At 52.6% G+C, this 26,034-nt stretch carries 17 protein-coding genes and 1 pseudogene; 12 read left to right on the plus strand and 6 right to left on the minus strand.

From position 1 onward, the window contains the following. Positions 1 to 2: 2 nt before the first annotated feature. The 7 genes from ABIE61_RS13610 to ABIE61_RS13640 all read left to right on the plus strand — a co-directional run bounded on the left by ABIE61_RS13610 (position 3) and on the right by ABIE61_RS13640 (position 15,040). A complete protein-coding gene (locus ABIE61_RS13610) occupies positions 3 to 833 on the plus strand; it encodes a hypothetical protein (RefSeq protein WP_354410366.1) in 831 nt (276 codons plus the stop codon). Beyond that, the gene (gene pglZ, locus ABIE61_RS13615; RefSeq protein ID WP_354410368.1) at positions 830 to 3,457 is read left to right on the plus strand and encodes a BREX-1 system phosphatase PglZ type A; all 2,628 of its coding nucleotides are present in this window, start codon (positions 830 to 832) and stop codon (positions 3,455 to 3,457) included. The genes ABIE61_RS13610 and pglZ overlap by 4 nt, the downstream gene beginning before the upstream one ends. Before the next feature lie 13 nt (positions 3,458 to 3,470). After that, positions 3,471 to 5,522, plus strand: coding sequence for a protease Lon-related BREX system protein BrxL (gene brxL / locus ABIE61_RS13620; RefSeq protein ID WP_354410371.1), 2,052 nt, complete (start codon positions 3,471 to 3,473; stop codon positions 5,520 to 5,522). 1,372 nt (positions 5,523 to 6,894) lie between these two features. Next, on the plus strand, positions 6,895 to 7,851 hold the full coding sequence (locus ABIE61_RS13625; RefSeq protein WP_354410374.1) for a site-specific integrase: 957 nt from the start codon (positions 6,895 to 6,897) through the stop codon (positions 7,849 to 7,851). A gap of 5 nt (positions 7,852 to 7,856) precedes the next feature. Continuing rightward, complete coding sequence (locus tag ABIE61_RS13630; RefSeq protein ID WP_354410376.1) at positions 7,857 to 8,219, plus strand: hypothetical protein; 363 nt, start codon at positions 7,857 to 7,859, stop codon at positions 8,217 to 8,219. A gap of 172 nt (positions 8,220 to 8,391) precedes the next feature. Beyond that, positions 8,392 to 12,960 carry a hypothetical protein gene (locus ABIE61_RS13635; protein ID WP_354410377.1) on the plus strand — a complete coding sequence of 1,523 codons (4,569 nt, stop codon included), beginning with the start codon at positions 8,392 to 8,394 and terminating at the stop codon, positions 12,958 to 12,960. Beyond that, entirely contained in the window at positions 12,947 to 15,040 is a 2,094-nt protein-coding gene (locus ABIE61_RS13640; protein ID WP_354410380.1) for a hypothetical protein, read from the plus strand. The genes ABIE61_RS13635 and ABIE61_RS13640 overlap by 14 nt, the downstream gene beginning before the upstream one ends. 856 nt (positions 15,041 to 15,896) lie before the next feature. Here the strand turns inward: ABIE61_RS13640 and ABIE61_RS13645 are convergent. Beyond that, a pseudogene (locus ABIE61_RS13645) lies at positions 15,897 to 16,085 on the minus strand (transposase); the annotation flags it as partial. 289 nt (positions 16,086 to 16,374) lie between these two features. On the opposite strand from ABIE61_RS13645, the gene ABIE61_RS13650 reads away from it, so the two are divergent. After that, on the plus strand, positions 16,375 to 16,554 hold the full coding sequence (locus ABIE61_RS13650; protein WP_354410383.1) for an ANTAR domain-containing protein: 180 nt from the start codon (positions 16,375 to 16,377) through the stop codon (positions 16,552 to 16,554). 30 nt (positions 16,555 to 16,584) lie between these two features. Here the strand turns inward: ABIE61_RS13650 and cydB are convergent, their stop codons facing one another. Continuing rightward, positions 16,585 to 17,589 carry a cytochrome d ubiquinol oxidase subunit II gene (gene cydB / locus ABIE61_RS13655; protein ID WP_354410385.1) on the minus strand — a complete coding sequence of 335 codons (1,005 nt, stop codon included), beginning with the start codon at positions 17,587 to 17,589 and terminating at the stop codon, positions 16,585 to 16,587. A gap of 1 nt (position 17,590) precedes the next feature. Next, positions 17,591 to 18,973, minus strand: a complete 1,383-nt coding sequence (locus ABIE61_RS13660; RefSeq protein WP_354410386.1) for a cytochrome ubiquinol oxidase subunit I — start codon at positions 18,971 to 18,973, stop codon at positions 17,591 to 17,593. Between the two features lie 199 nt (positions 18,974 to 19,172). Here ABIE61_RS13660 and ABIE61_RS13665 point away from each other — a divergent pair, with 199 nt between their 5' ends. From ABIE61_RS13665 to ABIE61_RS13680, 4 genes are all read left to right on the plus strand, one after another. Beyond that, on the plus strand, positions 19,173 to 20,579 hold the full coding sequence (locus ABIE61_RS13665; protein WP_354410389.1) for an aminotransferase-like domain-containing protein: 1,407 nt from the start codon (positions 19,173 to 19,175) through the stop codon (positions 20,577 to 20,579). 94 nt (positions 20,580 to 20,673) lie between these two features. Continuing rightward, complete coding sequence (gene nirA, locus ABIE61_RS13670; protein ID WP_354410394.1) at positions 20,674 to 22,371, plus strand: nitrite reductase NirA; 1,698 nt, start codon at positions 20,674 to 20,676, stop codon at positions 22,369 to 22,371. Next, a complete protein-coding gene (locus ABIE61_RS13675; RefSeq protein ID WP_354410396.1) occupies positions 22,359 to 22,901 on the plus strand; it encodes a DUF934 domain-containing protein in 543 nt (180 codons plus the stop codon). The genes nirA and ABIE61_RS13675 overlap by 13 nt, the downstream gene beginning before the upstream one ends. A gap of 13 nt (positions 22,902 to 22,914) precedes the next feature. After that, complete coding sequence (locus ABIE61_RS13680) at positions 22,915 to 24,411, plus strand: MFS transporter (protein WP_354410398.1); 1,497 nt, start codon at positions 22,915 to 22,917, stop codon at positions 24,409 to 24,411. 107 nt (positions 24,412 to 24,518) lie between these two features. On the opposite strand, the gene ABIE61_RS13685 is transcribed toward ABIE61_RS13680, so the two are convergent. Genes ABIE61_RS13685 through ABIE61_RS13695 form a run of 3 tightly spaced genes read right to left on the minus strand, consistent with a single transcriptional unit; the run spans position 24,519 to position 26,011 of the window. Then, on the minus strand, positions 24,519 to 25,046 hold the full coding sequence (locus tag ABIE61_RS13685; protein ID WP_354410401.1) for an integrase core domain-containing protein: 528 nt from the start codon (positions 25,044 to 25,046) through the stop codon (positions 24,519 to 24,521). Beyond that, entirely contained in the window at positions 25,027 to 25,080 is a 54-nt protein-coding gene (locus tag ABIE61_RS13690) for a hypothetical protein (RefSeq protein WP_354410477.1), read from the minus strand. Before ABIE61_RS13690 ends, ABIE61_RS13685 begins: the two co-directional genes overlap by 20 nt. Positions 25,081 to 25,117: 37 nt before the next feature. Further along, entirely contained in the window at positions 25,118 to 26,011 is an 894-nt protein-coding gene (locus ABIE61_RS13695) for a LysR family transcriptional regulator (RefSeq protein ID WP_354410404.1), read from the minus strand. Positions 26,012 to 26,034: the final 23 nt, after the last annotated feature.

Consider the following 26,034-nt stretch of genomic DNA (forward strand, 5'->3'; position numbering starts at 1 on the left):
GCATGAAGGGAATCGACAAAAAGATCCGCGAGATCAAAGAGCAGAAAGTTGGGAACAGTAACAGGCGAGTACTTGTTGTTGAAGGAGCTGATGACGTCCAGGCATTTGAACTGATGCTGGCCAAGCTGGCACCGGACTGGAATACCAATTGGGTATTAGCTCACGCTGGAAAGAAAGCTGCGGTACTCGAAATTATTCAACGAGAGCCGAGTTGGATCGGAGTTGTCGACAGAGATGAATGGGATAGTGAAAAAATTGCTCAGCTGGAGGTTGAACAACTAAACCTCTGCATCTTGCCTAGATATTGTATCGAGAACTATCTCATCGTTCCTTCTGAGCTGTGGGATGCCCTACCTCCCAAGCAACAGGCCAAGATACCAGGCGGTCAGCAGGAATTGCGGGAAAAAATCCTCAGGGAGCTGGATAAGTGGGTCAGGCATGGTGTGCTTTGGTCGGTTGTGAACCCATTGTGGGAAGGACTTCGCTCACGAGGCTTCAAAGAGGCATTGCTAGCGGTGGATGTTGCAACTAATGATGAGGAAATTCTGCGTATTTTAAACGACTGGCACAGTTACTTAACCCCTGACGAAATCTGGAGTCGTTATCAGACCAGACTTCGAGCCGTAGAACCAAAATCAGTCGAGCAAAAACTAACTCTCCATATTCATGGGAAGCTGTTTTATGAGCAGGTTGTTAATCCAATTTTAAACCAACTCTTGGGGCAAAAGCGGGCTGATGATAGGCAGTTTGCCATCATGAGAACACTACCTCCAACTGCCGATTTGATTCCTGTCCTCGCTAAATTGGACGTCGTGTACGGGGGGGGGCAATGAATCTGAACCAATTACAAAATGGTTTAGAGCAGGCTTTTTGCGACGAGAACCACCGTTTGGTGTTCTGGTACGACCCTGAGCAGAGCTTTAAGGAGTCAGTGTCCGAGTTGGATCTGCCCGATGTCACTGTGCTGAATATGGATGGCCGATCCACGCTGGAAACCAAGCTCTTGCTTGAGCTGGAGGACGCTGAAGGCCGCTACCTGCTGTACTTCCCCGGTCCCGAGCCAGAACCTGAAAACGACTGGTTGCTGGACATTAAGCTGTATTCCCGCACCTTCCATGCTGATCGAATCTCCATGATCTTCAACGACTTAGGGCTGCAACAGCAGAGCCTGCGGCAGCACCTGTCTCTACGCGAGAAGTTTTTCAGTAACAAGGCCCGTGTCGAGTCGCTGAAACGCTATATCCAGCCAGACGCCGATGAAGAGATGCTCGACCTGGGCATGATCGCAGTGGTGATCGGCGCCTTCAGTGCCGACGTGCCAACAATTTTGTTCACATTGGCCGATGAGCTGGCTGAAGAAGACGCTGGGCTGGAAACACCACCGCCCTCGCTGAAAGAGCTGGAAAAATTCCAGCTGGTACCGGCACTCGTATCTGCACTGCAGACTGAGGTGGGGTACCCGGCTTCAACCGAGGAGCTGAAAGGTGAAGCAGACTTTCATTTTGGCCAGTTCCTTATCCGTCTGCTGACCACCGGTTTCTGTGAAAGCATTGGCGATATTCCGGACTGGGCACGCAGCATTGCCATCTCTACAGCCAATGCCCGGGCGACCTCACGTGCCATGCTGTCACGCTGGCGCGATAGCTCTCGCTACTACGAGGCCTATGACAAGGTCTCTGGTTGGGTGGCCAATGCCCTCAATATCAAGTCACGTATCAGTGACCTGCCGATTGACTTACTGGCACAGGTGGTTACTTTCCAAGAGGTAGAGAACCGCATTCTGGTTGAACTCGTCAGTGCCATACCTCAGGCACAACCCTCAGCGCTGGCTGTGTTTACCAGGCTCATTTCAGATCGACTCGACGGTTACTGGGCCTCTCGTCACAAAGACGATGATATCCGCCGACGCTACCGTACTGTCTATACCGCCATTTCTGCCGCGATTGATCTGTTTGCATTGCGCCAACAGCATGCTGATGGGTTCCATTACACCAGCGTTGAGCAGCTGTATAAGGCGTATGAGTCCGAGTTGTATCTGTTCGACATGCATTACCGCCACTACTGTGCGGCCAGTCGGAAGGCGCATGTTGAGCTTCTGAAGCAACTGGATGAAGCGGTCGAGTCCTGTTATGCCAATTGGTATCTGGACCGTCTGGCATCCAACTGGAGCGAGAAGCTTGAATCCGAGCAGGCATTAACGCATTGGCGAGTGCCAGGGATTTCAAACCAGCATGACTTTTACCGGCGCTGGGTACACCTCCAATTCGAGGGACGTAACAGCAGCAAACGCCTGGTGGTGATTATTTCGGATGCCTTCCGCTACGAAGCGGCCGTGGAGCTCCGTGAGCGCATCAACGTCAAACGCTACAGTGAAGCCAAACTGCACAGCCAGTTAGGCGTGCTACCCAGTTACACCTCACTGGGCATGGCTTCATTGCTGCCTCATCAAACGCTGGAATACCGAGATGGGACCAGTGGTGATGTTTTGGTGGATGGTCAGTCCACCGCCAACACGGCAGCACGTAATAAAATACTGACGGCTCACAATGGAATGGCAGTAACGGCTGATGATGTGAAGGGCTGGTCCCGTGACCAGGGCCGTGAAATCCTCAAGGATCAGCAACTGGTCTATGTGTACCACAACGTGGTGGATGCACGCGGTGACAGCGCCTCTACCGAGTCTGAAACATTCGATGCCGTTGAAGATGCCATCGAGGAGCTGACCGAGCTGAGCCGAAAGATCATGATGCACTTCAACACCAGTACGGTGCTGATCACGGCGGATCACGGTTTCCTGTATCAGCGCAGCAAACTGGATGCGGTAGATCGTACCTCACTGGTCGACAAGCCCGACAATTTGACCAAGTCCAAGAAGCGCTACGTGATTGCTCAATCCCTGCCGGACACAAACGGTGCCTGGAGGGGCAATACCAGGGACACGGCCGGTACGAGCTGTGATACGCAGTTCTGGATCCCGAAAGGCGCGAACCGTTTTCACTTTGTCGGCGGTGCGCGTTTTGTGCATGGCGGTGCTATGCCACAAGAGATCGTGGTGCCTGTACTGACCGTTCACCAGTTACGTGGAGAGAAAGCCGCGCGACGTGATCGCCGGCCCGTTGAGGTCATTTCCGCAAAGACCAACCTCAAGATGGTGAACAACATTCAGCGCTTTGACCTCATGCAGACGGAAGCTGTGAGCGACTTTGTGACGCCTGTAACCTTGGCTGTCGCCATCTATGAGGGCGAACAGAAGGTGTCCAGCGAAGAGGTGGTGACATTTGATAGCACGTCGGAGTCAGTGAGCGAGCGCGTGAAGTCAGTACGGCTTTCCCTGTCCGGAACAGACTTTGACCGCAACTGCGATTACCATCTGGTTCTGAAGAACAAAGACCTGAACACCGAAGTTGAGCGATACCGTGTGGTCATCGACCTGGCTTTTACTGACGACTTCTTTTGATTGAGACATGCACATGGATATGACGACTGACGCAGACCTGGACCAGCTCCTGAACGAGCATTTTGCCGGCAGGGTGGTCCGAAAGGATCTGACCAAACTCATCAAAGAAGGCGCCAACGTTCCGGTATATGTGCTGGAATATCTGCTGGGCATGTACTGTGCCTCTGATGATCCAGACGTGATTCAGAAAGGGCTGCAGAACGTCAAAACAGTGCTCGCTGAGAATTATGTGCGGCCTGATGAAGCTGAGAAGGTGAAGTCCCTTATCAGAGAGCGTGGCAGCTTCAAAATCATTGACCGGGTACAGGTCATCTTGAATGAGCGCAAGGACTGCTACGAAGCCAGCTTCAGCAACCTGGGCATCAAGAATGCCGAGATCAGTGCCGGGATTGTCAAAGAGTTCGAGAAGCTGCTGGTCGGTGGTATTTGGGTCATCGCCACGCTCAGCTATTACTACGAAGAAGGGCAGAAAGGTTCGCCCTTTGGCGTTACGGTGCTGAAGCCGATCCAGATGCCCAATATGAATATGGCCGAGCTCTTCGCGGGCCGTTCGCACTTCACGGCTGACCAATGGCGTGAAACCCTGATACGTTCCACCGGGATGGAACCGGCAACACTGGACCAGGAGGTTCAGTGGCACCTTCTGGCTCGGATGATTCCGTTTGTTGAGAACAATTACAACGTCTGTGAACTCGGCCCTCGCGGCACCGGCAAAAGCCATATTTACAAGGAGTGCTCGCCCAACAGCATACTGGTATCCGGTGGCCAGACCACGGTTGCCAACCTGTTCTACAACATGAGCAGCCGACGGATCGGCCTTGTGGGCCTTTGGGACTTGGTTGCCTTCGATGAGGTTGCTGGCATCAGGTTCAAAGACAAGGACGGCGTGCAGATCATGAAGGACTACATGGCCTCAGGCTCCTTTGCCCGCGGCCGTGAACAGATCGAAGCGTCAGCTTCCATGGTGTTCGTCGGCAACATCAATCAGTCCGTTGAATCCTTGGTTAAAACCAGCCACCTGCTGGCTCCGTTCCCCGAGGACATGATCGACTCGGCGTTCTTCGACCGTTTCCATGCCTACATTCCAGGCTGGGAGATTCCCAAAATGCGACCAGAGTTCTTCACCGATCGCTACGGCCTCATCGTCGACTATTTGGCCGAATACTTCCGCGAGATGCGCAAGCGCAGCTTCTCCGATGCCATTGATCGCTTCTTCAAGCTGGGCAGTAACCTGAACCAGCGTGATGTCATTGCCGTGAGGAAAACCGTATCTGGCATGTTGAAATTGTTATACCCCCATGCTGGGTCCAGCCATGAATTGACCAAGGAAGAGGTACGCCCCTGCCTTGAATACGCGCTTCAGGTTCGCCGTCGCGTTAAAGAGCAGTTGAAGAAGATCGGTGGCATGGAGTTCTACGACGTGCACTTCAGCTATATCGACAACGAAAGCCTGGAAGAGCATTTCGTTACAGTGAAAGAGCAGGGTGGTGGGGCACTGATTCCCGAGGGCCCGGGCAAACCAGGATTTATTCATACCATTGGTTTGAGCAATAAAGGCGTGCCGGGGTTATACCGCCTGGAGCTACAGGTAACCAAGGGCAGCGGCAAACTGGCCACTTCTGGTCTCTGGAATTCAACTGCTGCGAAAGAGCAGGTCAAAATTGCTTTTGATTATTTCAAGGCCAATGCATCTCGGATTTCGGGATCAGCCAAGGTGATGGAGCATGACTTCCACTTGCACGTAGTGGAGCTGCAAAATACTGGCCCATTAAATTCTTTGGCATTATCCAGCTTGGTGGCATTCGCTTCAGGTTTAATGGGTAAGCCTGCACAGGCTCAAATGGTTGTGCTGGGTGATATGAGCCTGGGTGGCAGTATTACTCCGGTGCAAAGTATTGCTGAATGCCTGCAGGTTGCTTTTGATGGCGGTGGCAAGAGAGTAGCACTGCCAATGACCAGTGCAGCTGATATTCCATCGATCCCGGCAGAGCTATTTACCAAATTCCAGACAAGCTTTTATGCGGATCCGGTGGATGCTGTTTTTAAAGTTTTGGGAGTGGATTGAAAAGATAGATCCCAATTGCTCACCCACTAATGATGGTGTACTAACCTCCTTACCAACAATACCTAAGCATTATCCCGGCTACCTTCTTTATGGAGGTGGGAAGATTTAATAGAGCGATTAAAGCGTAGGTGGTAAATATTTATATTAAATATCATGGATGATTCACAAGTAGTCAAGGATTTTTTAGTGGGTTAAGTATCATTGCGATGATGAATTCGTACATCTGATTTAAGTTGAATTCAAATGATATGATTAACGCTAGAGCCTCATTAATATTGCTCAGTGATCACCGAATCAGTGCAAATACCTGCATAAAAATTTGTCAGGAGGATGTTTGTTTTGGTCCCCGCACGTCACATTGGAACTCCATAGACTCCCAGAACAACCGATATAGTTGAAGATACAATGGCGCAATGAGTGTTATGTGTGTATAAAAGTCTTTGAGTCTTTTCTGCCCAGTTATTGTGCTTTTGGGTTAGATATATCGCTTGCAACAGCTGAGCAGCTTTGATAATTTTGCCGTGTAATTCGCTGCGGTATGCACCGTAGCGGCGGGGTAGCTGGCCACGTAAAAAACAGTAATTCAAATTTTCACCTGAAATCCATGTGGTTTTGGTGTGTCCAGGCATAAATCCGCCTGCACTACTAGAACCAAATCCATCTTGCCCAGTCAGTCGATAGCTGCACTGCAGTATCTCTCTGACACCGGGCCGAAAACCTCTGGGCGACCGCCCGCAAATCCCCAAAACCAATGCAGTACCGTCCTGTTGCAGTTGCGACAGGGAAAAATTCGCAATGCAGGCTATCCCTGCCAGACATCACCTCCCACTTCTAGGCCGCAGCGTTTTATTTTTTTTGGCGCGGCTTTATTAATAGAGATGGGATTGCTGTGATGTGGCTGCAAGCCAGTATCCATGCGTGTTTCAGCAATTCTGTACCTGACCAAAACCCTGTACCAAAACCCTGGTTTTGACCTGTTACCAGACAGGAATGTGCAAGACATTAGGTCCAAATGTGGAGTGGAACTCCACTCATCCTCGACTCTGCTGGCTACTCATACGACCGGAGTCGACCCTCACCCCGCATGTGCATGGGGAGATTCAACATGGTGCACATTTATATGAGGGCACAAATCTTGGTCGAGTGGTTCGACCAGTTTCCGCTGGCCCATCGTGGGCCCAACACTTACTGCCGATTGTCGGGGACGGAAACTGTGCGTGAGGTACGGAGCCGTCCCCGGGTTTAGGCAGGTACTGGGCGCACAAACCACAAGCATCGATCTGGAGTTCTGCGACCACATCGTTGTTTATAGCAACGGAGTATGGCAGCTCCAGATTGATGCCCCACTATGATTTTGAGGAGGTGTAGAACTATGTATAAAAAACGCAAGCGGCACCAAAAGCCAAATTTTGGCTACGGTCGAACTCTGAGCCATGCGGTAAAACAGGCTCTGATAAGTGAGTACGGGTTCGGATGCTACGGTACAAGGAAAACGCATGAAGGCCGATTCAAAATATTTATTGAACACTTGTCTCATTATAATGTAGATGATACTCGTAACGTTACAATCGAACATACAGAAGCCTTTGCTCAGAGAATACAGTTAGATTTCCAGAGCGGGAATATGTGCCTGTCATATGCAAACAACATGATTTCATCGGTCAACATAATCATGAGGATTTTCAGACGAAATGATGACCTATACATTAAGGCGTCAGATTATTTAGATGCTCGAACTTATATCAGAAAAAAAGTTCCATCTATGAATGATCAGTCAATAAATGAAGCGACCTCTATCCTGGATGAGTCAGGTTATAAACGAGGATCTGCAATTGTCCGATTGGTTCGTAATTTTGGCTTGCGGCTAAGAGAAGCTATTTTGATGGATTTGAATCGGTGCTGGATAGAGTATAAAAAAACTGGTTTTTTAACCATTTTAGAAGGCACCAAAGGGGGGCGAAAATGCGACAGCCGTAATATACCAGTCACTCCAGATGGAGTTAAGGCATTGGAATATGCCAGGCTGGTTCGACCTGAAGGATCAAAAAACCTTCTGTCAGCTAATAAAAATGATGAGAGTATCAAAGATTTTTTATACTCTGAAGTAAAGCAGCTTAGAGTGATTCTAAAAAAATATGAGATTGTCAATATTAGAGAGATACGAGTCTACTTTATGATTGAGTATTTTGAAAAGGTGACGGGTTTGCCAGCTCCTGTTGTTGATCAGTCAACGCTTTTAAATGAGGAGCTGCTAAAGCTCGGGTGGACTGAGGTTGCACGTGTAGCAGGGCATAATCGAATGAGTGTTGCACGATCGTATGTAGGATAGTATATATGAATACAATGAAAATCATGAAAAATCTTGTTTTTCGAGATGTGAAAGAAGACTATAAAATCAAAGTAAAAACCAAGATTAATCGTGTTGCTGGAATGATTGAGAAGCGCTTTTCTGACGTGGTAATGTCTGAGCGACTCAAGAAAAAACATTTTGATTGGTTTGTTTCTGAACGTATTGCGGAATATGCAGAGTCAACTCAGAAAGACTATAAATCTACTGCTCGATTGATGATCTTGGCGATGGGAAAAAGTGACTGGCTGAAACCACTCGGCCTGGATCAGGATCCCCAGCAGGGTGGACGGCCACAGAAAATTGGTATTCGCAAGGCCAAGCAACTGCATCCTAATCCTAAAAAATAGCCCTGTCCTATTGGAAGGGGGCACCTGGATGCAGCTATGGCGACAAGATCTGTCGCTGAGGTGTGAAAAGATGTTGTCCATTCAATGGCTGTAGCCAGTCGATCGGGTGTCATGAGCGTAAGCCTATGATATCCCAGCACTACACCTAACCATTAAATGCAGGATGATCGTTATGCCCAAGTGGACAGTGGAGCTGCAAGAAAAGTTGCTAGACATAGCGCAGCGATATGAAAAGGATTTTTCCCGGATTGATGTCCATACTCAAGCATCGCCTGCGATCAAGGCCGTTCACTACGAATTGAATCAACAAGGCATTGATACCAAAGCGGTTTTGTATCAATTAGCACGTTGCGGGTTTCTGGTAGCCAAAACTCGGAATGCCAGGAAAGTTGGTGAGTTCCATGCAAAGCCTGATGACTACTCGCTACAGAACTTTCGCGTCACGGTGCAGTACCCGGATCTCAATGGCTTTGAGAAGGACTATTTCGATAGTGCTCAAGGTCAGATCAGAGAGTTGCTTCGAGTACCGGAAACCCGCTCGCAATCCATCGAGGAGTGGGGCCAAAAAATTGCAGGTGAATTGAATACAACGGTCAGGCACGCATTGAAACTGCTCTTCGACTCCAACCTGATCCAACTCAACCATCTTGAAGAGTATGAATGGGTGTCTCAATCGGATCCCGTTCCTTCAGAATCTATGATGGATTTCGTAGCGGCGCAACAGCCTGATCAGGCTCTCAAAGGCCGAGTAAACCATTCTCGGGCCAGCATTTCGTCGCTTTTTGATGCCCGTCAGCATCCGCAGCCTTCACTGATTTTGTGTAACTATGGCACCGGCCTGGGTAAGAGTTATGGCGTAATCGATCAATTTCTGCAGGAAATTGCACAGTCAGCCGGCAGTCACCACCGCAACCTGTTTTTCATTACCCCTCAAAAGGCCCAGATCGACTTTGATCCGGAACTGGTTGATAAGGCCCGAAAAGAACAGGTTGAGATCGTTGCATTCCTGAGTCGCGACGACACCACCGATCTCGACTTCAGAGACTGGTTGGCAGACGGGGATGGTGGCAGAAAAACTAACTTTGAACATTACAAGGACTGGTTCAAGCGGGCGAAGGCAATCAAAAACAGGGACTCGGCCTTCTATAACGTTATTGCGCAAGTCTCCGACGAAATCGATATGATCCGTCGCCTGCAGCGCAAGCTCGATAGGGCGATGAAGGAGGGCGAATTGACTGCCTTCTTGGATGGTATCAGAGATCAGATCAGTGACAGTCGTTATCGGTTGGAGCGAGCCCTGCAAGACGCTGCCAAGACAGCTCTGTGCCATCGAGGCAAGGCCGTAGATCTGGTAGATCTATTCTCAAGCGGCGAGCAAGAAGAGCTGCGGTTAAGGGGGGACATCATCAGACGCCTGGTGCCATTTGCGGTGGCAATGGTGAAGCCCACCCTGTTAGTGGCTACAACCAAAAAATTCGACCAAACCGCGTTACTGCCCTACTTGAAAGCCACAGGTGATGAGCCTGATGCCAAAGCCTGGACGCTGCTTTATCGACCCTTCGATTGCATTATTGGCGGCAAGCAAAAATTAAAGAGCAATAATGCCGATGCGTATGCCGATGAGGATTTGGTTGGCAAGATGCATTACTTGCGTTCAGATGTCTTCAAGGGAGATGAACAGAACGCTTTTCATACCCAAAAAATTCCATTTACGGTCGTGATCGATGAAGAACACGAAGCTTACGAGGTGCTGCTGGAGTCTGCCAGCACCCGGTTAGTCGACAAAAGTGTGACTTTGCCACACGTTCTATCGTCTGTTCGCCGGCTATACAAGCAGGTTCAGTTCAAATCCCAAGAGGACGCTGAGGTTCCGCTCTTTAATGAGAAGGCTGAGTTCATCAATAATATTGAAACAGCACTGATCAACCGGTGTGAGGTGGCTGGTCTTGATGTCCTCAAGCGGGTGCTGGACCTGTTTTCCGACAATGTGGATTATGCCTACATCTCTGGCCAGCATTCGGAGCAGATCATCGGGTTGGTGCGAAGTGTCTTCAGCTTTAATGCCAAGCGTTACTTCCATGAAGCTGACCTCAAGAATGTTCGCTTGCGTTCAAAGCAGGAGGGGGCGGGGGTGGAGCTGTACCACACCACAGATGCTGATGACCTTACGATCAGCCTGTATGAGGTCTACCAGGTATTGCTTGCCAGCCTGTACGCAGCCATTCACGTCAAGCCGTCCGGAAATCTCGTTAAGCTTCTGGGGCAAAGCGGGGATAGTCACAACCAGCCGCTGGTGCAGTTTATCCGGCGTGCGAATCAGCACAAGCCTGCAATAGAGAACCTGTTTATTCATTCCGGTGAACAGTCGCTGCTTGACTTTTTCTTCGTCTATTTCAGGCCCAAGACAATCTTTTCGATCATACCGGTGGAAAGCCTCGATTACGTAGATTCATCGATTGAACACAAGGTGTTTGTCAGCTTCCCTGTTGAAATCATGCTGGAGCAGCCAGAAGTGAAGTTGCTGCGAATGCTGCACAATACCTGCAATACGGCGATCTGCCTTAGTGCGACAACCGGATTCAAAGGTAACATAACCGGGCAGTTTAACCGGGCTTTTCTGACGGAGTACTGTGAAGGTGAACCTGACAATCTGGCGATTGCCATTCGCTATCCATCACCCGACCTCCTGCAGAAGGTTGAGGTACTTCGACAGGACCGTGAGCAGATGCGCAATGTCTCCTTTCAGGTCTTCGATGTACAAAACCCGGTATTGCCGGTCACTGGTCAGCAACCGGACGACGCGTACCGTCGGGTTTTCACTCGCTACTATGAGGCCTTAAAACAGCAGCTGTATAACGCGTTTCTGACCCCGTACCCGGAGCTTGAGTTTCGACGCGGGATTGATGCGCTCCTGCGTGCTGCGTTCGATGGAAAACACACACTGTCACTCTCGTTAAGCCATCGGTTGCTGAGTGCATTAAAAAGCTATATCAGATCAATCCGCTCGGGCACTGTTCTCCAACCCAAGGATCTTAAGCTCGTTGATGAGCAGAACTTTGCTTTCGAGATCCAACCCTTCGATAACGGCATAACGCTTCGCGTGGTTCTGTTTTCATCGGATACCAGCAAACAGGCAGACCCCAGAGAATACACTCGTGTTGATGATCCCAACACCAAGCTGATGTTCGTGGCGTCTTACCGGTCGGCCGGGACGGGACTGAATTACTTTGTGTGCCAACAGTTCTTGGACAGTATTGGCCGGGTTGCATCAATGGACGTTGATTTCGAGCGGCTGGTGCTGGTCAATCAACCCTATTACTCCCGCGTGATTGGCAGCGGGGATGAGGGCTACGGCAACCGGCTCAATACGCTGGCTAACATCAACCGCTTGATGAAGCACCGAGCCGCGCAAACCGACCTGACACTCCTGCGTGATTTCGATGCTAATCTTACTACCGGGCCGGATTATGAGTTTCTCAGTCATGAACACCGGATGGAACAGCTCAAGGTGTTCATGCAGGCGATTGGCCGTGTGGAGCGCAAGGATTCCTTGATTGATACTGAGGTCTTTATCTCATCGGAAGCGTTTGATATCGCGATGCTGAGCCTGGCTATCGCTCGCAGACAGCCGGATAACCGTACCGTTTTTGGTAGCCTATCCTTGCTCAATGACCAGTTTGCCCGTCTGTGTCTCGATGCCAAGCTGCAGTGCAGTTTTCAACAGGAAGTGGATCGGCGTGCTTTTTGCGAGCGCATGCGAATTCAGAATAAACGGCTACAACAGTTTCTTGGCCGTGATGGCGGCGTGCTCACAACTATTTTGGAAGAGGCTCGCCAGGGGTCAACTGAGGCAATCGAATTCAATGAAGCCTTTAGGTCGATTGACAGCTACATAAACCCTGCTGCGTACCTGCAGCGCCTGAAGGCCTGTGCCCTTGCTGCAGAAAATCCCTATTACCAGGCCCTGATTGACCAGTTGTATATTCCACTGGATAAGGAGCTGGCTTCGATCAAACTGTGTGAGCCTGAAAATCCGGATGATATCTTGACTGATCTGGAAGAGGGCAGATCCTTGTATGATCCGGTGCGTCGAGCGGGTGCCGGCCGTACCTTCAGTGATGACACTCCGCTGGGTCCGATGGCGCAGGCGTTGTTCAAAAAGATCCAGCAGGTGGAGGAGGCCGCCTTTCAGCAACGTATTCCTCACCCCGGATTTATACCTCATCTCAAGGGGAATCTGGGCGAATACCTGCTCAAATCGTTTGTTGATATGCTTGATTACATACAGGTGATGACACCCGATCAAGCCCAGTCAAGCATCGGCTTGCGATGCTATGAATTGTTCGATCTGTACGTGACCGATCCTGAGGGGCGGCTGTTCTGCCTGGATGCTAAAAACTGGTCGTCATCCCTGGACAATAAGCATGATCAGTCCCGATCGACTCTGGAGGCTGCTGTCAGCAAGCGCAATACCATCAAAGCCTTGGCGCAAGGGCGTTTTCCAGAGATCTACAGCCTGTATATCAATACCCGTTATGAAGACAACCCTTTGTACCATGCGCAGGATGCTCATCCTCACAACGGGATTCATTACCTGAACCTTTTTGTTCGCGAGAGCGGATACAGAGGCGTGCCGCGCAAGCTGGCCAATCGAGTCGAACATATATCCAAGGAAAAGCACGAAATTCGAGTGAATTCAACACTGCTGAAACTGTTTGGAGCCCCGTATGACCATGGATAACGGCATGAGTCACTTTACCTCCCTTGATAACACCCCGGTGGCGAGAACCAATATTCTGGAGCTGAATAGTCCTTCAACGGATGTGATCCATTCATTGTTGGAAATTGGCTCTTCAGGGACGGGGACCGATCAGATAATCGCCATCGGGAAAAAGCTGATAGAGCGCGAGTACAAGGAAAGTATAGCCGACCATTTCAAGCGCATTCATCGGGAGATCAAGGCCCATATCCGGCATCGATTGAAGTTGGCTGAGAATGAGCTGGTTCGTTACGTGTTTGATCGAACGATCAACCGGGAGAACCGCAAGCAGTCGATTGTTTACTTCTTCTATCTGTCGGATCGCCCTGAAGATCGTCAGCCGCTACTGATCGATGAGGCGCTGTCTTCTGCGCAAGGTAGCCTGAGAGTGTTCGCGGGGCTTATGAATCTGAGGTTGAAGCTTGAATTGTTGCGAGAGGCCGGAGAAACATTCGATATTGCCCAGGAAAGCCTGAATTCGGACTACTTTATTGGTGGACTGCTGCAGCACTCCAAAAAGTACCAAATTGACTTCGTGACCGCCTATCAGCTTGAACTGGACTGTTTTCCAGTCCCGCACAGCTCAGATCGGGTTAGGGTCCGCGTCAACCTGAAGCGCAGCGCTCTCAAATGCCATCAATATCAGACTATCACCAGTGCGCAGCTGGATGATGAGTTACTGGTGTTGCGTAAGGGCGATACGCGCTATGTCATGAGTGAGGCACTGGATGCGCGTACCTGGGCGAGCAAGCGCCACTTCTTCGATGTGGGTGATAATCGTCGCTATACGCTCAGTTATTCACAAAATCTTGTGTTGGATCGGTTGGAGTCCCTGTTGAATTGGCAGTCGATTGAATACACGCCGGTTCGGTTCCAGGCCAACTTCGGGTCCCTTGATCTGATCTCGTTTGAGCCGGAAGCTGTTGCCAATCTCCCGGTAACACTGATTGATAATACGTCCAGTGAATTCAAAGCACGCAGGAATCTGTCAGGACTGAAACGATCATTCAAGGACTACTTTCAGGTTATGGGCGAAGTTTCAGCCGCAGATCTGCCCACACTTGACAGGTTGCAGCCGGATATCGCTTACCTGGTACTCAATGAAGTATCAGATGATGGCTCCAGTATTCGGTTGAACGATAACGCGCTTGGCAGTTTTTGGGATGCTTATCAGGCAACCCGGCGGGCAGGCATAGATGGCAACCAGCAGTTGGATTACTACACGGCCTTGAAAGTTGACCAGCTGAGGAGTGATCAGCACAAAGTCATCCAGGGGCTGAATCTCAGTCCAGAGTTTGCAGCTGGGGATGACAAAGGTGCTGCAACAAAGCTGAAACGTACGGCTACCGAGTTGTACCTCAAGCATTGCCTGTATATAGCCAGGGAAGTCGGCCCTGTAGACTTGGCGGATCAGCGTCTGACGCTGGTGAGCCTGCGCAGATTGCGCAACGACAAGGATTGCCTGTCCAGCGTGGTAGAGGTTGAGATACGGGACGGGTTCATACGCATTCTTGGCATTCAGCGTTATCGTAATAATGAAGAACTGCTTCTGTTACATCCTTTCCTGGAGCAGCGTCGTGGTGCGCTGTTCGATGGCGGCTTTTTCATCTACGACCGGGATAATGGGCATCTACTGACCACCTATTCCAGTCGTATGCCGGCCATCATTGGCAACCCCAGCATCGACTTTATTGACCCGGACCAGGAGCTGCTCAATCCTGCTGGTAAAGTCACGCGCTCTCATAAAGACCCTGCCAGCGTGATATTGCCTTACTATCTGTCGCCTACAGGGAAGAAGGCTACACGGGCTTACATTCAGGAAACTGGACCCGACTTGCTCTACTTTGTTGCCGGTGCTCAAGGAGCGAAAGCGAAGATCGATCGACAGAATCTGATCTACAACGTGTTGGTGTTTGATCGCAGTGGACAATTGCTCCGTGCCATTGATCAACCGATCACCCACACCTTTTTCAATTCGATGACCTTCAACGTTCTGCGTGTGGGGGAGAACAGCAAGATGTCATTGCTGCAAAAAATTGCGAGGCTTCCCCTCGAGAACTGACTACTGAGTCTGATGTAGATTCTCAGTGCGCTCCTCTACACCATTGCAGGTTTCGGGAGGAGCGTGGAGCCTTGTCGAGTCATGATCAACATGAAGAAATCTGTATGTGGAAAGTATGTCGGTTTCGTCATTTGTCCCATGGATTGTCCCATTTGTCCCAACTCAACCTAATCCAACCTGGCTATGCTGCTTTTTAGGATGTCGCCCGAGGCCGCGCCAGTGCTGGGGTTGAGTTGGGTAGGGTCAGTTTGGGCAGGGCGGTGGAAATTTCTTGAAACAGGTTCAAATCCTGCCGTCCCGACCATTAAAATCAAGCAGTTACATGAATCGCCTCTTGGCGATTTTTTGTTTCTGGGCTTTATAGCCGTTCTGGTTGCCACTTGCAAAACCCTACCCCGTTTCAAGACCACTCTGATATGTTTGCCATGTTGGCTATGCCATAGCAAACGATAACAAGGAGGTTGTGAGCTGCCCCCGGCAGTCTGTTACCTGAAGGCCCGGCCTGAGCTTGAGCTGTTGGACGATGGTTCGCCTTACCAGGACTGTGGCGCGGTGTCTGAGGACAAGCCTCGTCAATGGGTACACAACATCATTACTGGCCACAAATACCTGTGCCCGTCCTGTGAAGCTGATCTGCCGGATGACAACGATCCTGAAACCTTTGAGAAGGCTATTAGGGAATTGGACTTATGACGGAGGGAATTGGACTTATGACGGCAGCCTGGTACAGCAACCGACCCGGGTTCGAATTCCGGCGTAACCGCACCAAGCTGGCAGCGTTAACTGCTCCGACAGCATAGCTGTTCGGTGCGGGGTGTGCGAGCTATCTATTCACCCGCGTGATCCTGTTGCGTTTAATCCGCAGCATGGTGGACAAGGAGTGCGGCCGGCGGCCATTGCCGGGCTTGGGGTAATGAGGTTCGATAACAGCTTCGAGACGTGCCCAGGGGATCAGCTTGTCCATCTGGTCCAGAAGCTTGTCCTTGCGGGTCTGAAGGCGCTTGTTGCTGAACTCGCTGTTGGCGAATGTAAGTTGCTGATCCATCCTATGCGTCCTCGATCATGTGTGGTCAGCATTGTCTCATGTGGCGGACTTGATCACATTTTTCCTAGCTTGTGAGGAAGACCAATTTTAATAAGTGGCCATCGTGCCGTTTCTGCGTGCGAGAACCAAGGGCAAAGCTTCTGAATGAAGCTCTTTGAATAGCAATTAGTTGGGACTACAGTGCCAGTTGCAGTCGAAAGCTGATGCGGATTCTGCCGGTTTCCCCTTGTCACTGCTACTCTAGAGCCCAGAGGATGAACAGTCGGCCTCGCTGTCGCCCAGTGGTTCAGTGCGCGCCCTCTATAACCTGCTGCAGGAGCAGGCCGAACATCTGCAGCAGATGAGCGACCAGCTGGAGGAGACACGCTCGGCGTTGACCGAGCGCAAGCTGATCGAGCGTGCCAAGGGCGTTTTGATGCAATACCAGGGATTGACCGAAGAGCAGGCCTGTCGCCGCCTGCGGGAATAGGCGGTGCAGGCCAACTGCCGTCTTCCAGCCCTAATGGTAGCTGTCTTCTGCGCGCACCTTGCCTCGGAAAACATAGTAGGACCAGGCCGAGTAGGTCAGGATCACCGGAATGATCAGCAACGCTCCGACCAGTGCGAAGCCCTGGCTGGCGGCTGGAGCCGAAGCCTCCCAAATGCTGATTGAGGGCGGAATGACATTGGGCCAGAGGCTTATGCCGAGCCCCAGAAACCCCAGTGCCATGACGATCAAGCTCATTACGAAGGGTCCGGTTTCCCCTCGATCAACGATTCTTAACAGCCACAGGCAAGCCAGCGCGGTTAAAACCGGTAAAGGAGCCAGCCAGTACAGGTTGGGCAGGCTGAACCAGCGTACGGCAATGGCCTCATGGGCCAAGGGCGTCCAGATGGATACCAGCACGATGAACCCCATCAACAGCCAGACCAGAGGCTTGCTCAGGCAGCGCATCTGCTGTTGGAGCTTGCCCTCGGTTTTCATGATTAGCCAGGTTCCCCCCAGCAGGGCATAGGCGGCAATCAGCGATACGCCGCAGAACAGAGCAAAGGGGCTGACCCAGCTCAGGGCATGGCCACTGTAGGCGTTGTTCTCCACGGGCAGTCCGGAGATGTAGGCGCCCAGTATGACACCTTGAAAGAAGGTGGCGAGCAGAGAGCCGGCGAAAAAGGCCTTGTCCCACAGGTGTCGGCTGCGTGTACTGGCCTTGGCGCGGGCTTCGAACGCCACGCCACGCAGAATCAGGCCGATCAGCATCATCAGTACCGGAATATACAGTGCGCTCAGAATGACGGCATAGGCCAGCGGGAAGGCGGCCATCAGCCCGGCGCCGCCAAGGATCAGCCAGGTTTCGTTGCCATCCCATATGGGGGCAATGCTGGCCATCATCTGGTCGCGGTCTTCCTTGCCGGGCACCAGCGGAAACAGCAGCCCGACGCCCAGATCAAAGCCATCGGCAATCACGTACAGCAGCACGCCAAACAGGATGATGACGGCCCAGATCAATGCGGTATCGATACCCATGTCAGTCTCCCGGACGAATATCCGACGGAGATGTCGGACGGATAGTGGAAAGCGTTGTATCAATCTCCTGATCGGGTCCTCTGCTGATCAGGCGCAGCAGATAGCGGATGCCGGTACCGAAGATCAGGCCGTATACGATCACCAGTAGCACCAATGAGAACACCATGGTCGAGGTGCTGTGATTACTGCCGGCATCGGCAGTTTTCATCAGGCCGTAGATCACCCAGGGCTGGCGGCCCAGCTCGGTGGTGAACCAGCCGGCCAGCAGTGCGATCAGTCCGGACGGGCCCATCAGCAGCGCAAAGCGGAGCAGAGTACGATTGTGAAACAGCCGACCTCTGCACCAGGCCCAGATGCCCCAGGCTCCCAGCAGGAACATCAGCAGGCCCAGGCCGACCATCACCCTGAATGACCAGAAAACGGCAGCGGCATTGGGACGTTCGTCGGCTGGGAATTCCGACAGGCCGGGGAAGGTGCCGTCCCAGCTGTGGGTCAGAATCAGACTGCCCAAACGGGGAATGCCAACGGCAAAGTGGGTGGTTTCAGCATCGTTGTCCGGCCAGCCGAACAGCAGCAGGGGCACGCCTGCGCCCGGCTCATCGTTGCGCCAGTGTCCCTCCATGGCGGCAACCTTTGCCGGTTGATGTTCCAGTGTGTTCAGGCCGTGAAAGTCCCCCGCCAGCATCTGCAGGGGGGCGGTGACCGCCAGCATGCCGATTGCCATGGTCAGCATCTTGCGAATAGACGGTGTGTCGTTCCCCTTGAGCAGATGCCAGGCGGCGCTGGCCGCGACCATAAGTGCGGTACTGAGAAAGGCCGCCAGTACCATATGGACCAGCCGGTAGGGAAAGGAGGGGTTGAAAATAATCGCCATCCAGTCGGTCGGGATGACCTGGTTATCCACGACTTCGTAGCCGGCGGGTGTTTGCATCCAGCTGTTGGATGCCAGAATCCAGGTCGCTGAAACCAGTGTTCCGAGCGCCACCATGACCGTGGCAAAAAAGTGCAGCCGGTCTCCCACCCGGTTCCAGCCAAACAGCATGACACCGAGAAAGCCGGCTTCGAGGAAGAAAGCGGTCAAGACTTCATAGGTCAGCAAGGGGCCGGTGATACTGCCTGCAAAGCGTGAGAACTCGGGCCAGTTGGTACCGAACTCATAGGCCATGACAACGCCGGAGACGACACCCATGCCGAAGTTGAGTGCAAAAATGCGACTCCAGAACTGGTACAGCTGCTTGAACACCGGGTTTTGGCTGCGTAGCCAGCAACCCTCCAGAACGGCCAGGTAGCTTGCCAGGCCGATGGTGATGACGGGGAAAATGATGTGGAAGGAGACAGTAAATCCAAACTGTATCCGGGCCAGCATCAGAGCCGTGTCGTACATGGGACACCTCGGGGTGAAGTCAGTTGTTCAGAGCATCGTATGCAGAGAAGGGCAAACGGGAGCCAGGCGAATGTGCCGGCTGTTATCGCCAGATTGCGTGTTCCCTGATTTTCGATGGCGTCAGATTACGCCTGTACAAACGATGGGTTCAGGTATAAAAAAGTAATAATTAATAGGTACAGGTGGATTGGGGCATCAGGTGAGTGCGGAATATCGGTATCAACAGCTTGAGCACTGGTTGCTGAAAGGCATTCAGGAGCAGCGCTGGAGGTTGGGTGAGCGCCTGCCCTCCATCAGGGCCTTGTGCCAGGAGCATGACCTGTCGAAGGCAACGGTGCAGCATGCACTGCAGCGCCTGGAGGCTCAAGGGCTGGTCGAGGCGCGTCCCAAGGCGGGCTATTTTGTAGCCCTGCAGCCGAGGGCAGTCCGGCAACCGCAGGCTAGGGTCAGCATCGAGGCGCCGCGTCCGGTCAATGTCAGTGAACTGCTGCTGGATATTATGAGTCGCAGTGCGGCTTTCGACTTGATACCGGAGTTTCGCAGCGGAGACCTGCCGCCCGGAATCGTCGCACTGAACCGCTCCATCGGACGTGCCTTGCGGCGGCAACGGGGTGAAGATTACCTCTATTATGACGAACCGGCGGGTGATGCCGGTCTGCGTGAGCAGCTGTCCCTGCATCTGGCGCGACGGGGTTGGATCGCTTCACCGGATCAGCTGTGTGTGACCTCGGGCTGTCAGCACGCCCTGTTTTTAGCGTTGAAAGCCTGTTGCCGACCGGGGGATGTGGTGGCGGTGGAGTCGCCGGGTTTTTACGGTGTGCTGCAGTTGCTCGAACAGCTGGAGCTGCAGGTGGTTGAGGTACCTACCTCATCGGAAACCGGTTTGGATATGGATGCGCTGGAAGAGGTGCTGACTCATTGGAAAGTCAGCGCATGTGTCGTTTCACCTGCCTTCGCGACGCCAAGCGGTGCATTGATGCCGCTGGCGTCACGGCAACGACTGTTGGCACTGGCGCAGCAGTATGATCTGGCCGTCATCGAGGATGATATCTATGCCGATACTGCCTTGGGTAGGATACCTGACCCGCTGAAAGCACTGGACCAGGATGATCGTGTCATCCTGTGCAGTTCCTTTTCCAAATGTCTGTCCCGTGACTTGCGGCTGGGCTGGATTGCCGGCGCTCGCTGGCATACGCGGATTCAGCACCTGAAACTGGTAACCCAACTAGCCAGCAGCCGTTACTTGCAGCAGGGGGTGGCCGAGTTTATGCAGGATGGCAGTTTCACAACCCACCTGCGACGCCAGCGAAATGACCTGAGAGGACGACGGGACCGATTGATCGCCTTCCTGCAGGCCTGGTCAACCGAACTGAGAGTGAGCGTACCCGCCGGTGGACTGGCGGTCTGGGTCGAACTGCCAGAGGAAGTGGATACTCTTGCCAGCTACCCGCAGGCCTTGAAGCAGGGCGTGGTGATCACCCCAGGACCGCTGTTCTCGATTTCGGGTCAATTCGGCAACTGTTTGCGCCTGAGTTTTGCCCATCCCTGGGATGACAATCGTATTCAGGCACTGAATCGACTGCCATCACTATTGCTGAGTCGTTAATCTGTCCTGATTGAAATTGGAAAAGTTGAGCCTGTCTCTACAGATTGACAGCGGCTAACCTCCTTCTTTCCAACAAAGTGTGGAGGCAGAAGCCGTGTACAGATACGACGAATATGATCATGCCCTGGTACAGGCGCGAGTTGCACAGTTCCGCGATCAGGTTGCCCGGCGCCTGTCCGGTGACTTGAGCGAAGAGGAGTTCCTGCCCTTGCGGCTGCAGAACGGGCTGTATCTGCAGAAACATGCCTATATGCTGAGGGTTGCCATTCCCTATGGCACGCTTTCATCGCAACAGTTGCGGACGCTGGCCGGGGTTGCCAAGCAGTTTGACCGTGGTTATGGCCACTTCACGACTCGGCAAAACATCCAGTTCAACTGGATCGAGCTGGAGCAGGTGCCGGATATCCTGCAGTTGCTGGCTGACAATGAAATGCATGCCATCCAGACTTCGGGTAACTGCGTGCGTAATATCACTACCGAGGCTTTTGCCGGCGTTGCCGCCGACGAGTTGATTGATCCGCGTCCGCTGGCGGAGATCCTGCGCCAGTGGTCGACCGTGAATCCGGAATTCCTGTTCCTGCCGCGCAAATTCAAAATTGCCATTTCTGCATCGGAACAGGATCGTGCTGCCGTGCGCTCGCACGATATCGGTCTTTACCTTTACCCGGGCAAAGAGGGTGAAAAACTGCTCAAGGTGATGGTCGGTGGTGGTCTTGGACGCACACCGATCCTCAACCAGACTCTGCGAGAAGACCTTCCCTGGCAGCATATGCTGACCTATGTGGAAGCCGTACTGAGAGTCTACAACCGCCATGGGCGACGGGATAACAAATACAAGGCGCGCATCAAGATTCTGGTGAAGTCGCTGGGGGTTGATGCATTTGCCCGTGAGGTGGAGCAGGAGTGGGAACAGATTCGCGACGGAGCCGCGGAGCTGACCCTGGCCGAATACCAGCGTGTGGCGGCCGGATTTAACCCGCCTGAATACCAGTCCCTGGATGCGATTGACCCTGAATACGGTGCCTGGCTGGCCCGTGACCCGGCATTCGCCACCTGGGTGCAGAACAACACCCGCCCACACAAAGTGGCAGGGTATGCCTCTGTTGTAGTGTCGACCAAGCCAGGGGCCATGTCACCACCGGGGGATGTGACGGCTGCACAGATGCAGGCCCTGGCCGATCTGGCCGATCGCCATGGTTTTGGCGAAATCCGTGTCGCCCATGAGCAAAACCTGGTGTTGCCGGACATTCGCAAAAGTGATTTGTATACGCTCTGGCGGTCATTGCAGGTGGAAGGCTTGGCGACGCCCAATATCGGCCTGCTTACCGACCTGATCGCCTGCCCGGGCGGTGATTACTGTAATCTGGCCAGCACCCGTTCTCTACCGGTTGCCAAGGTAATACAGGAACGCTTCGATAATCTGGATTACCTGCATGACTTGGGGCCACTCAGCCTCAATATTTCCGGTTGCGTCAACGCCTGTGGCCATCACCATATCGGTAACATCGGTATTCTCGGACTGGACAAGAATGGCGAGGAATATTTCCAGATCACCATCGGTGGTGATCAGGGCAAGAACAGCTCACTCGGTCGCGTGATCGGTCGAGCCTTCAGGGCTGAGGATGTGCCGGATGCAATCGATCATCTGTTACAAACCTATCTCCGCTTTCGCGAGCCTGAAGAGCCGTTCATTGATGCCGTTAACCGACTGGGCCTGGCGCCATTCAAGGAGGGGGTTTATGGACAGCAGGTCACCACAGCCGAACAGGGAGAAACAGCATGGAAAATCTGATATCCGTGGCTGGAGGGGAGGCACACCTGTGCACCGAGGATCACTGGGCGCTGGCCGAAATGCAGGGTCCGGCTGAAGAGCAGGCCGAGCCCATTGTCAGTACGCCTTACCTGATCGTTACATTGGATCAGTGGCGACATGCCTGGCAAACATCCGATCCCCGCATCGCCAACGCAGAGCTGGGTATCCTGATTGCGCCGGATGATGATCCCGCGATACTGACGCCCTGGCTCAAGGCTTTGCCGCTGATAGCCCTGCAGTTCGCCAGCTTCAGTGATGGACGTGCATACAGTCAGGCAATGATGCTGCGCAACCGTTACGGCTTCGAAGGAGATATCCGCGCGTTGGGAGATGTGCTGCGTGACCAGCTGGCCCTGATGCGACACTGTGGATTTACTTCTTTCGCCGTGCGTGCCGACAAGCCGGCATCCGAAGCGATCAAGGGGCTGTCCGGATATGATCAGATTTATGCCCGCACAGCGGTCAATCCGGAACCTCTGTTCAGACGGCGCCAGAGAGCTGGCGCCTGAGGATAAATGCTTAATGAATCGGCGTAGCCTGCTGCTGGTCACCTCGTCCGCATGTGCCCTGACCATTTTCGATACCAACCTGGTTGGCGTTATCCTGCCCAGTCTGGTGGCCGGACTGGGAGGCGACTATGCTCAGATGGCCTGGGTGCAAAGCAGCTTTCTGCTCAGCTTCGCATCGTTGTTGATGGCGTCCGGCGCATTGTCCGATCGCTATGGTCGGCGCCGAATGCTCACGATCGGCCTGTGTGTTTTTGCCTTCTCCGCACTTGCCTGTAGCCTGGCCCCGACGATGGTGTTTTTGGTCAGTGCCCGCGTGTTGCAAGGTGTGGGTGCTGCACTTCTGTTGGCACCGGCACTATCGATTATCGGTCATGCTTTCCGGGAGCAACACGAGGCTGTGCAGGCCTGGACAACCTGGGGGCGTTTGATGGGCCTGACGATGGTGATTGCCCCCCTGTTAAGCAGTTCAGTGGGCTATCTGCTGGGCTGGCGCTGGGCATTCGGGATCCTGGCGTTTGCAGGCGCAATCCTGGTCCTGGCTGTGCCCAGGGTTGTCCACGCAAACCGAAGTGATCGGGTGGGCGCGTTTGACTGGTGCGGGGCGCTGGTTTTCAGCCTTACCCTGCTGGCCTGGACCTGGGGGCTGATTAATGGTCCCGATGTGGGCTGGATGAGCCAATGGGTTGTGCTGGCGGTACTGATTGGCCTGGCAGGACTCTGCGTTTTCATCACCATTGAACTGTATCAACGCAAGCCGATGCTGGAGCTTCGACTCTTCAGGCTGCCGCGATTTCTGGCGGCGGTTTTCGCCATGTTTGCTTACGCCGCGTCAGCACAAGTCATGGCGGCACTGTTACCGCTCTATCTGCAGCGTGGCCTGGATATCTCGTTTCTGTGGCTTGGCTGTGCCTTGTTGCCGTTTTCATTGGGCATGTTTTTCGCGCCATCACTGACACGGCGTATTGCCGGCCGATGGGACAGTTTGCACCTGCTGGCGGTGGGCCTGGCGGTCATTGCGCTGGGCAATACAGGACTTTTTATGGCCGCCCGAAGTGGCGGTGTTCCCGAATTCCTGTTCTCTATGGCTGTCCTTGGAGCCGGTGGGGGATTTATCAATGGCGAGACCCAGAAAGCGATCCTCGGTGCATTGCCGCCTGAGCAGACAGGTATGGGAGCCGGTATCAGCACCACGGCGCGTTTTTTTGGCATGCTGGTCGGTTATGCCGGCCTGTCAGCGATTATGGCGCAGGGGGTCATGACGCGACTGCAGATGCAGGTGTGTGGTGCTGAAGGTGCCAATTGTCAGCGATTGCGACAATCATTTGAAAGCATATTGACGGGACAATACAGCGACTTCTTATCCGGCGATCAAGCGTCTGCAAGGCTGGCTGATGCCGTTTATCGCGCCGGTTTCAGCGACCTTTTTGCGTGGGCAGCGCTCATAGCAGTTTTGGCAGCCGGTATGTGTGTCATGTTATGTGGAAGAAAAGGAAGAAAACATGTGCTTTGAAGTCGCATTTATTTATGGTGTATGGGCCTATTTTGAACCGGCACATCTAATGTCGCTTCGGGCCAAGTCCAGCATCACTGACAAGTTGGCCTGCCTAGTTGTGAATACTAAACACGTTGTTCACGCAGCTTCGGTATTCGAGACACTGGTGGCAGATTCCCGATACTGCCATGAGGACGCTGTTTGTTGTAGTGATTAATCCAATCCGTCAGCGCCCAAGTCCTTGATATATCGTTTGCGTAGGGCTCCGCATACGCCCGCTCTCGAATCATGGTTTGTATAAAGCGTTCGGCCTTGCCATCCGTGCTGGGTGTGTAGGGGCGCGTGTACTCGTGCTTAATCCCTTCTCGCGCACCTCGCGTGTTTTGGCGACGGTTGTTTGTTACGCGGTGGCCAGGCCTATCGAAGCGAGGCAGCTTCTTGATATCCATATGCAGCATGTCATCCGGTTTGGGGTGCTCGTAGCGCTGCACAGGTTGCACCGGCTCCAGGTGTGAGACGCGATTGAGCTTCAGTCGACGCAGTACCGCTGTCACGGTGGAATACGCCAGACTCAGTGCCTGTGCGATTTGCTTGGTGGTCCACTTGAGCTTCAGGCGCATCTTCTGTATCAGCTCACCCCACTGTTTCGGCACCTGCCTCTCGATAGCGAGCAAGCCATTTATACACCGTGCGCCTACTGATGCCGAACGTGTGGAGCAGGTCATTACCATCCCTCTATCAACGCATTCTTCACTACCTCAATGAACCATTTAGTTGCAGGAGAGCCATCTTTATTGGTTGACCAGTACACTGCTATCTCTATATCGGAGATAGGGAATGGGAGGGGGAACACTTTTAATCCATAGTCCTTCACATAACGTTGTGCGATATTTTCAGGTACCACAGCAAGTAAATCGCTGATGGCCAGTATAGAAGGGAGTGAGCTAAAGTGAGGCACCGATAAACGAACGTCACGTTGAATCGATCTCGCAAGGATAACCGCCTCGACTAACCCATGTCCTTGAGATCGGCTTACCTCTATGTGCCCTGCTGCTTCGAACGCCTCAAGCGTAAGATGATCGATTTCCGCACTTCGCCCTGCAACGCAAACGTAACTATCGCTGTGAATAACCTCTCGCTGTACCCTCTTATCGATTATTTTCGTGCTGCAAATGACGGCATCTACTTTGCCGTTCTGCATCCAATCGACCACATTATCGATCTGTAGCGGAACTACATTCAATCGAGCCTTCGGTGCCAGTACATTTAAAGCATTAAAGATCAAAGGGAGTTGTACCATCTCTCCCAAATCCGTGAGTGCGATGGTAAACCGTCTTTCTGACAGCGCGGCCTCAAAATTTCTGCACCGCTCTACGCTATGTTCAATATCGCTTAGTGATCGGCTAAATACAGGGTAGAGCTCGATCGCCACAACCGTTGGTTCCATACCTAGCTTAGACCTTATAAAGAGCGGATCTTCAAAAAGCTTTCGTAATCTGGAGAGTGCATAGCTGACCGAGGGTTGTGTAATAGCTAACTTGTCGGCGCTAATCGTGACACTCCGCGTTTCATAGAGGACGACAAACGTACGAATCAGATTAAGATCAATGTTTAGCATAATAGACACCAACTATATTTAGT

This window comes from Marinobacterium sp. MBR-111 (assembly GCF_040547585.1).
Lineage (GTDB): Bacteria > Pseudomonadota > Gammaproteobacteria > Pseudomonadales > Balneatricaceae > Marinobacterium > Marinobacterium iners.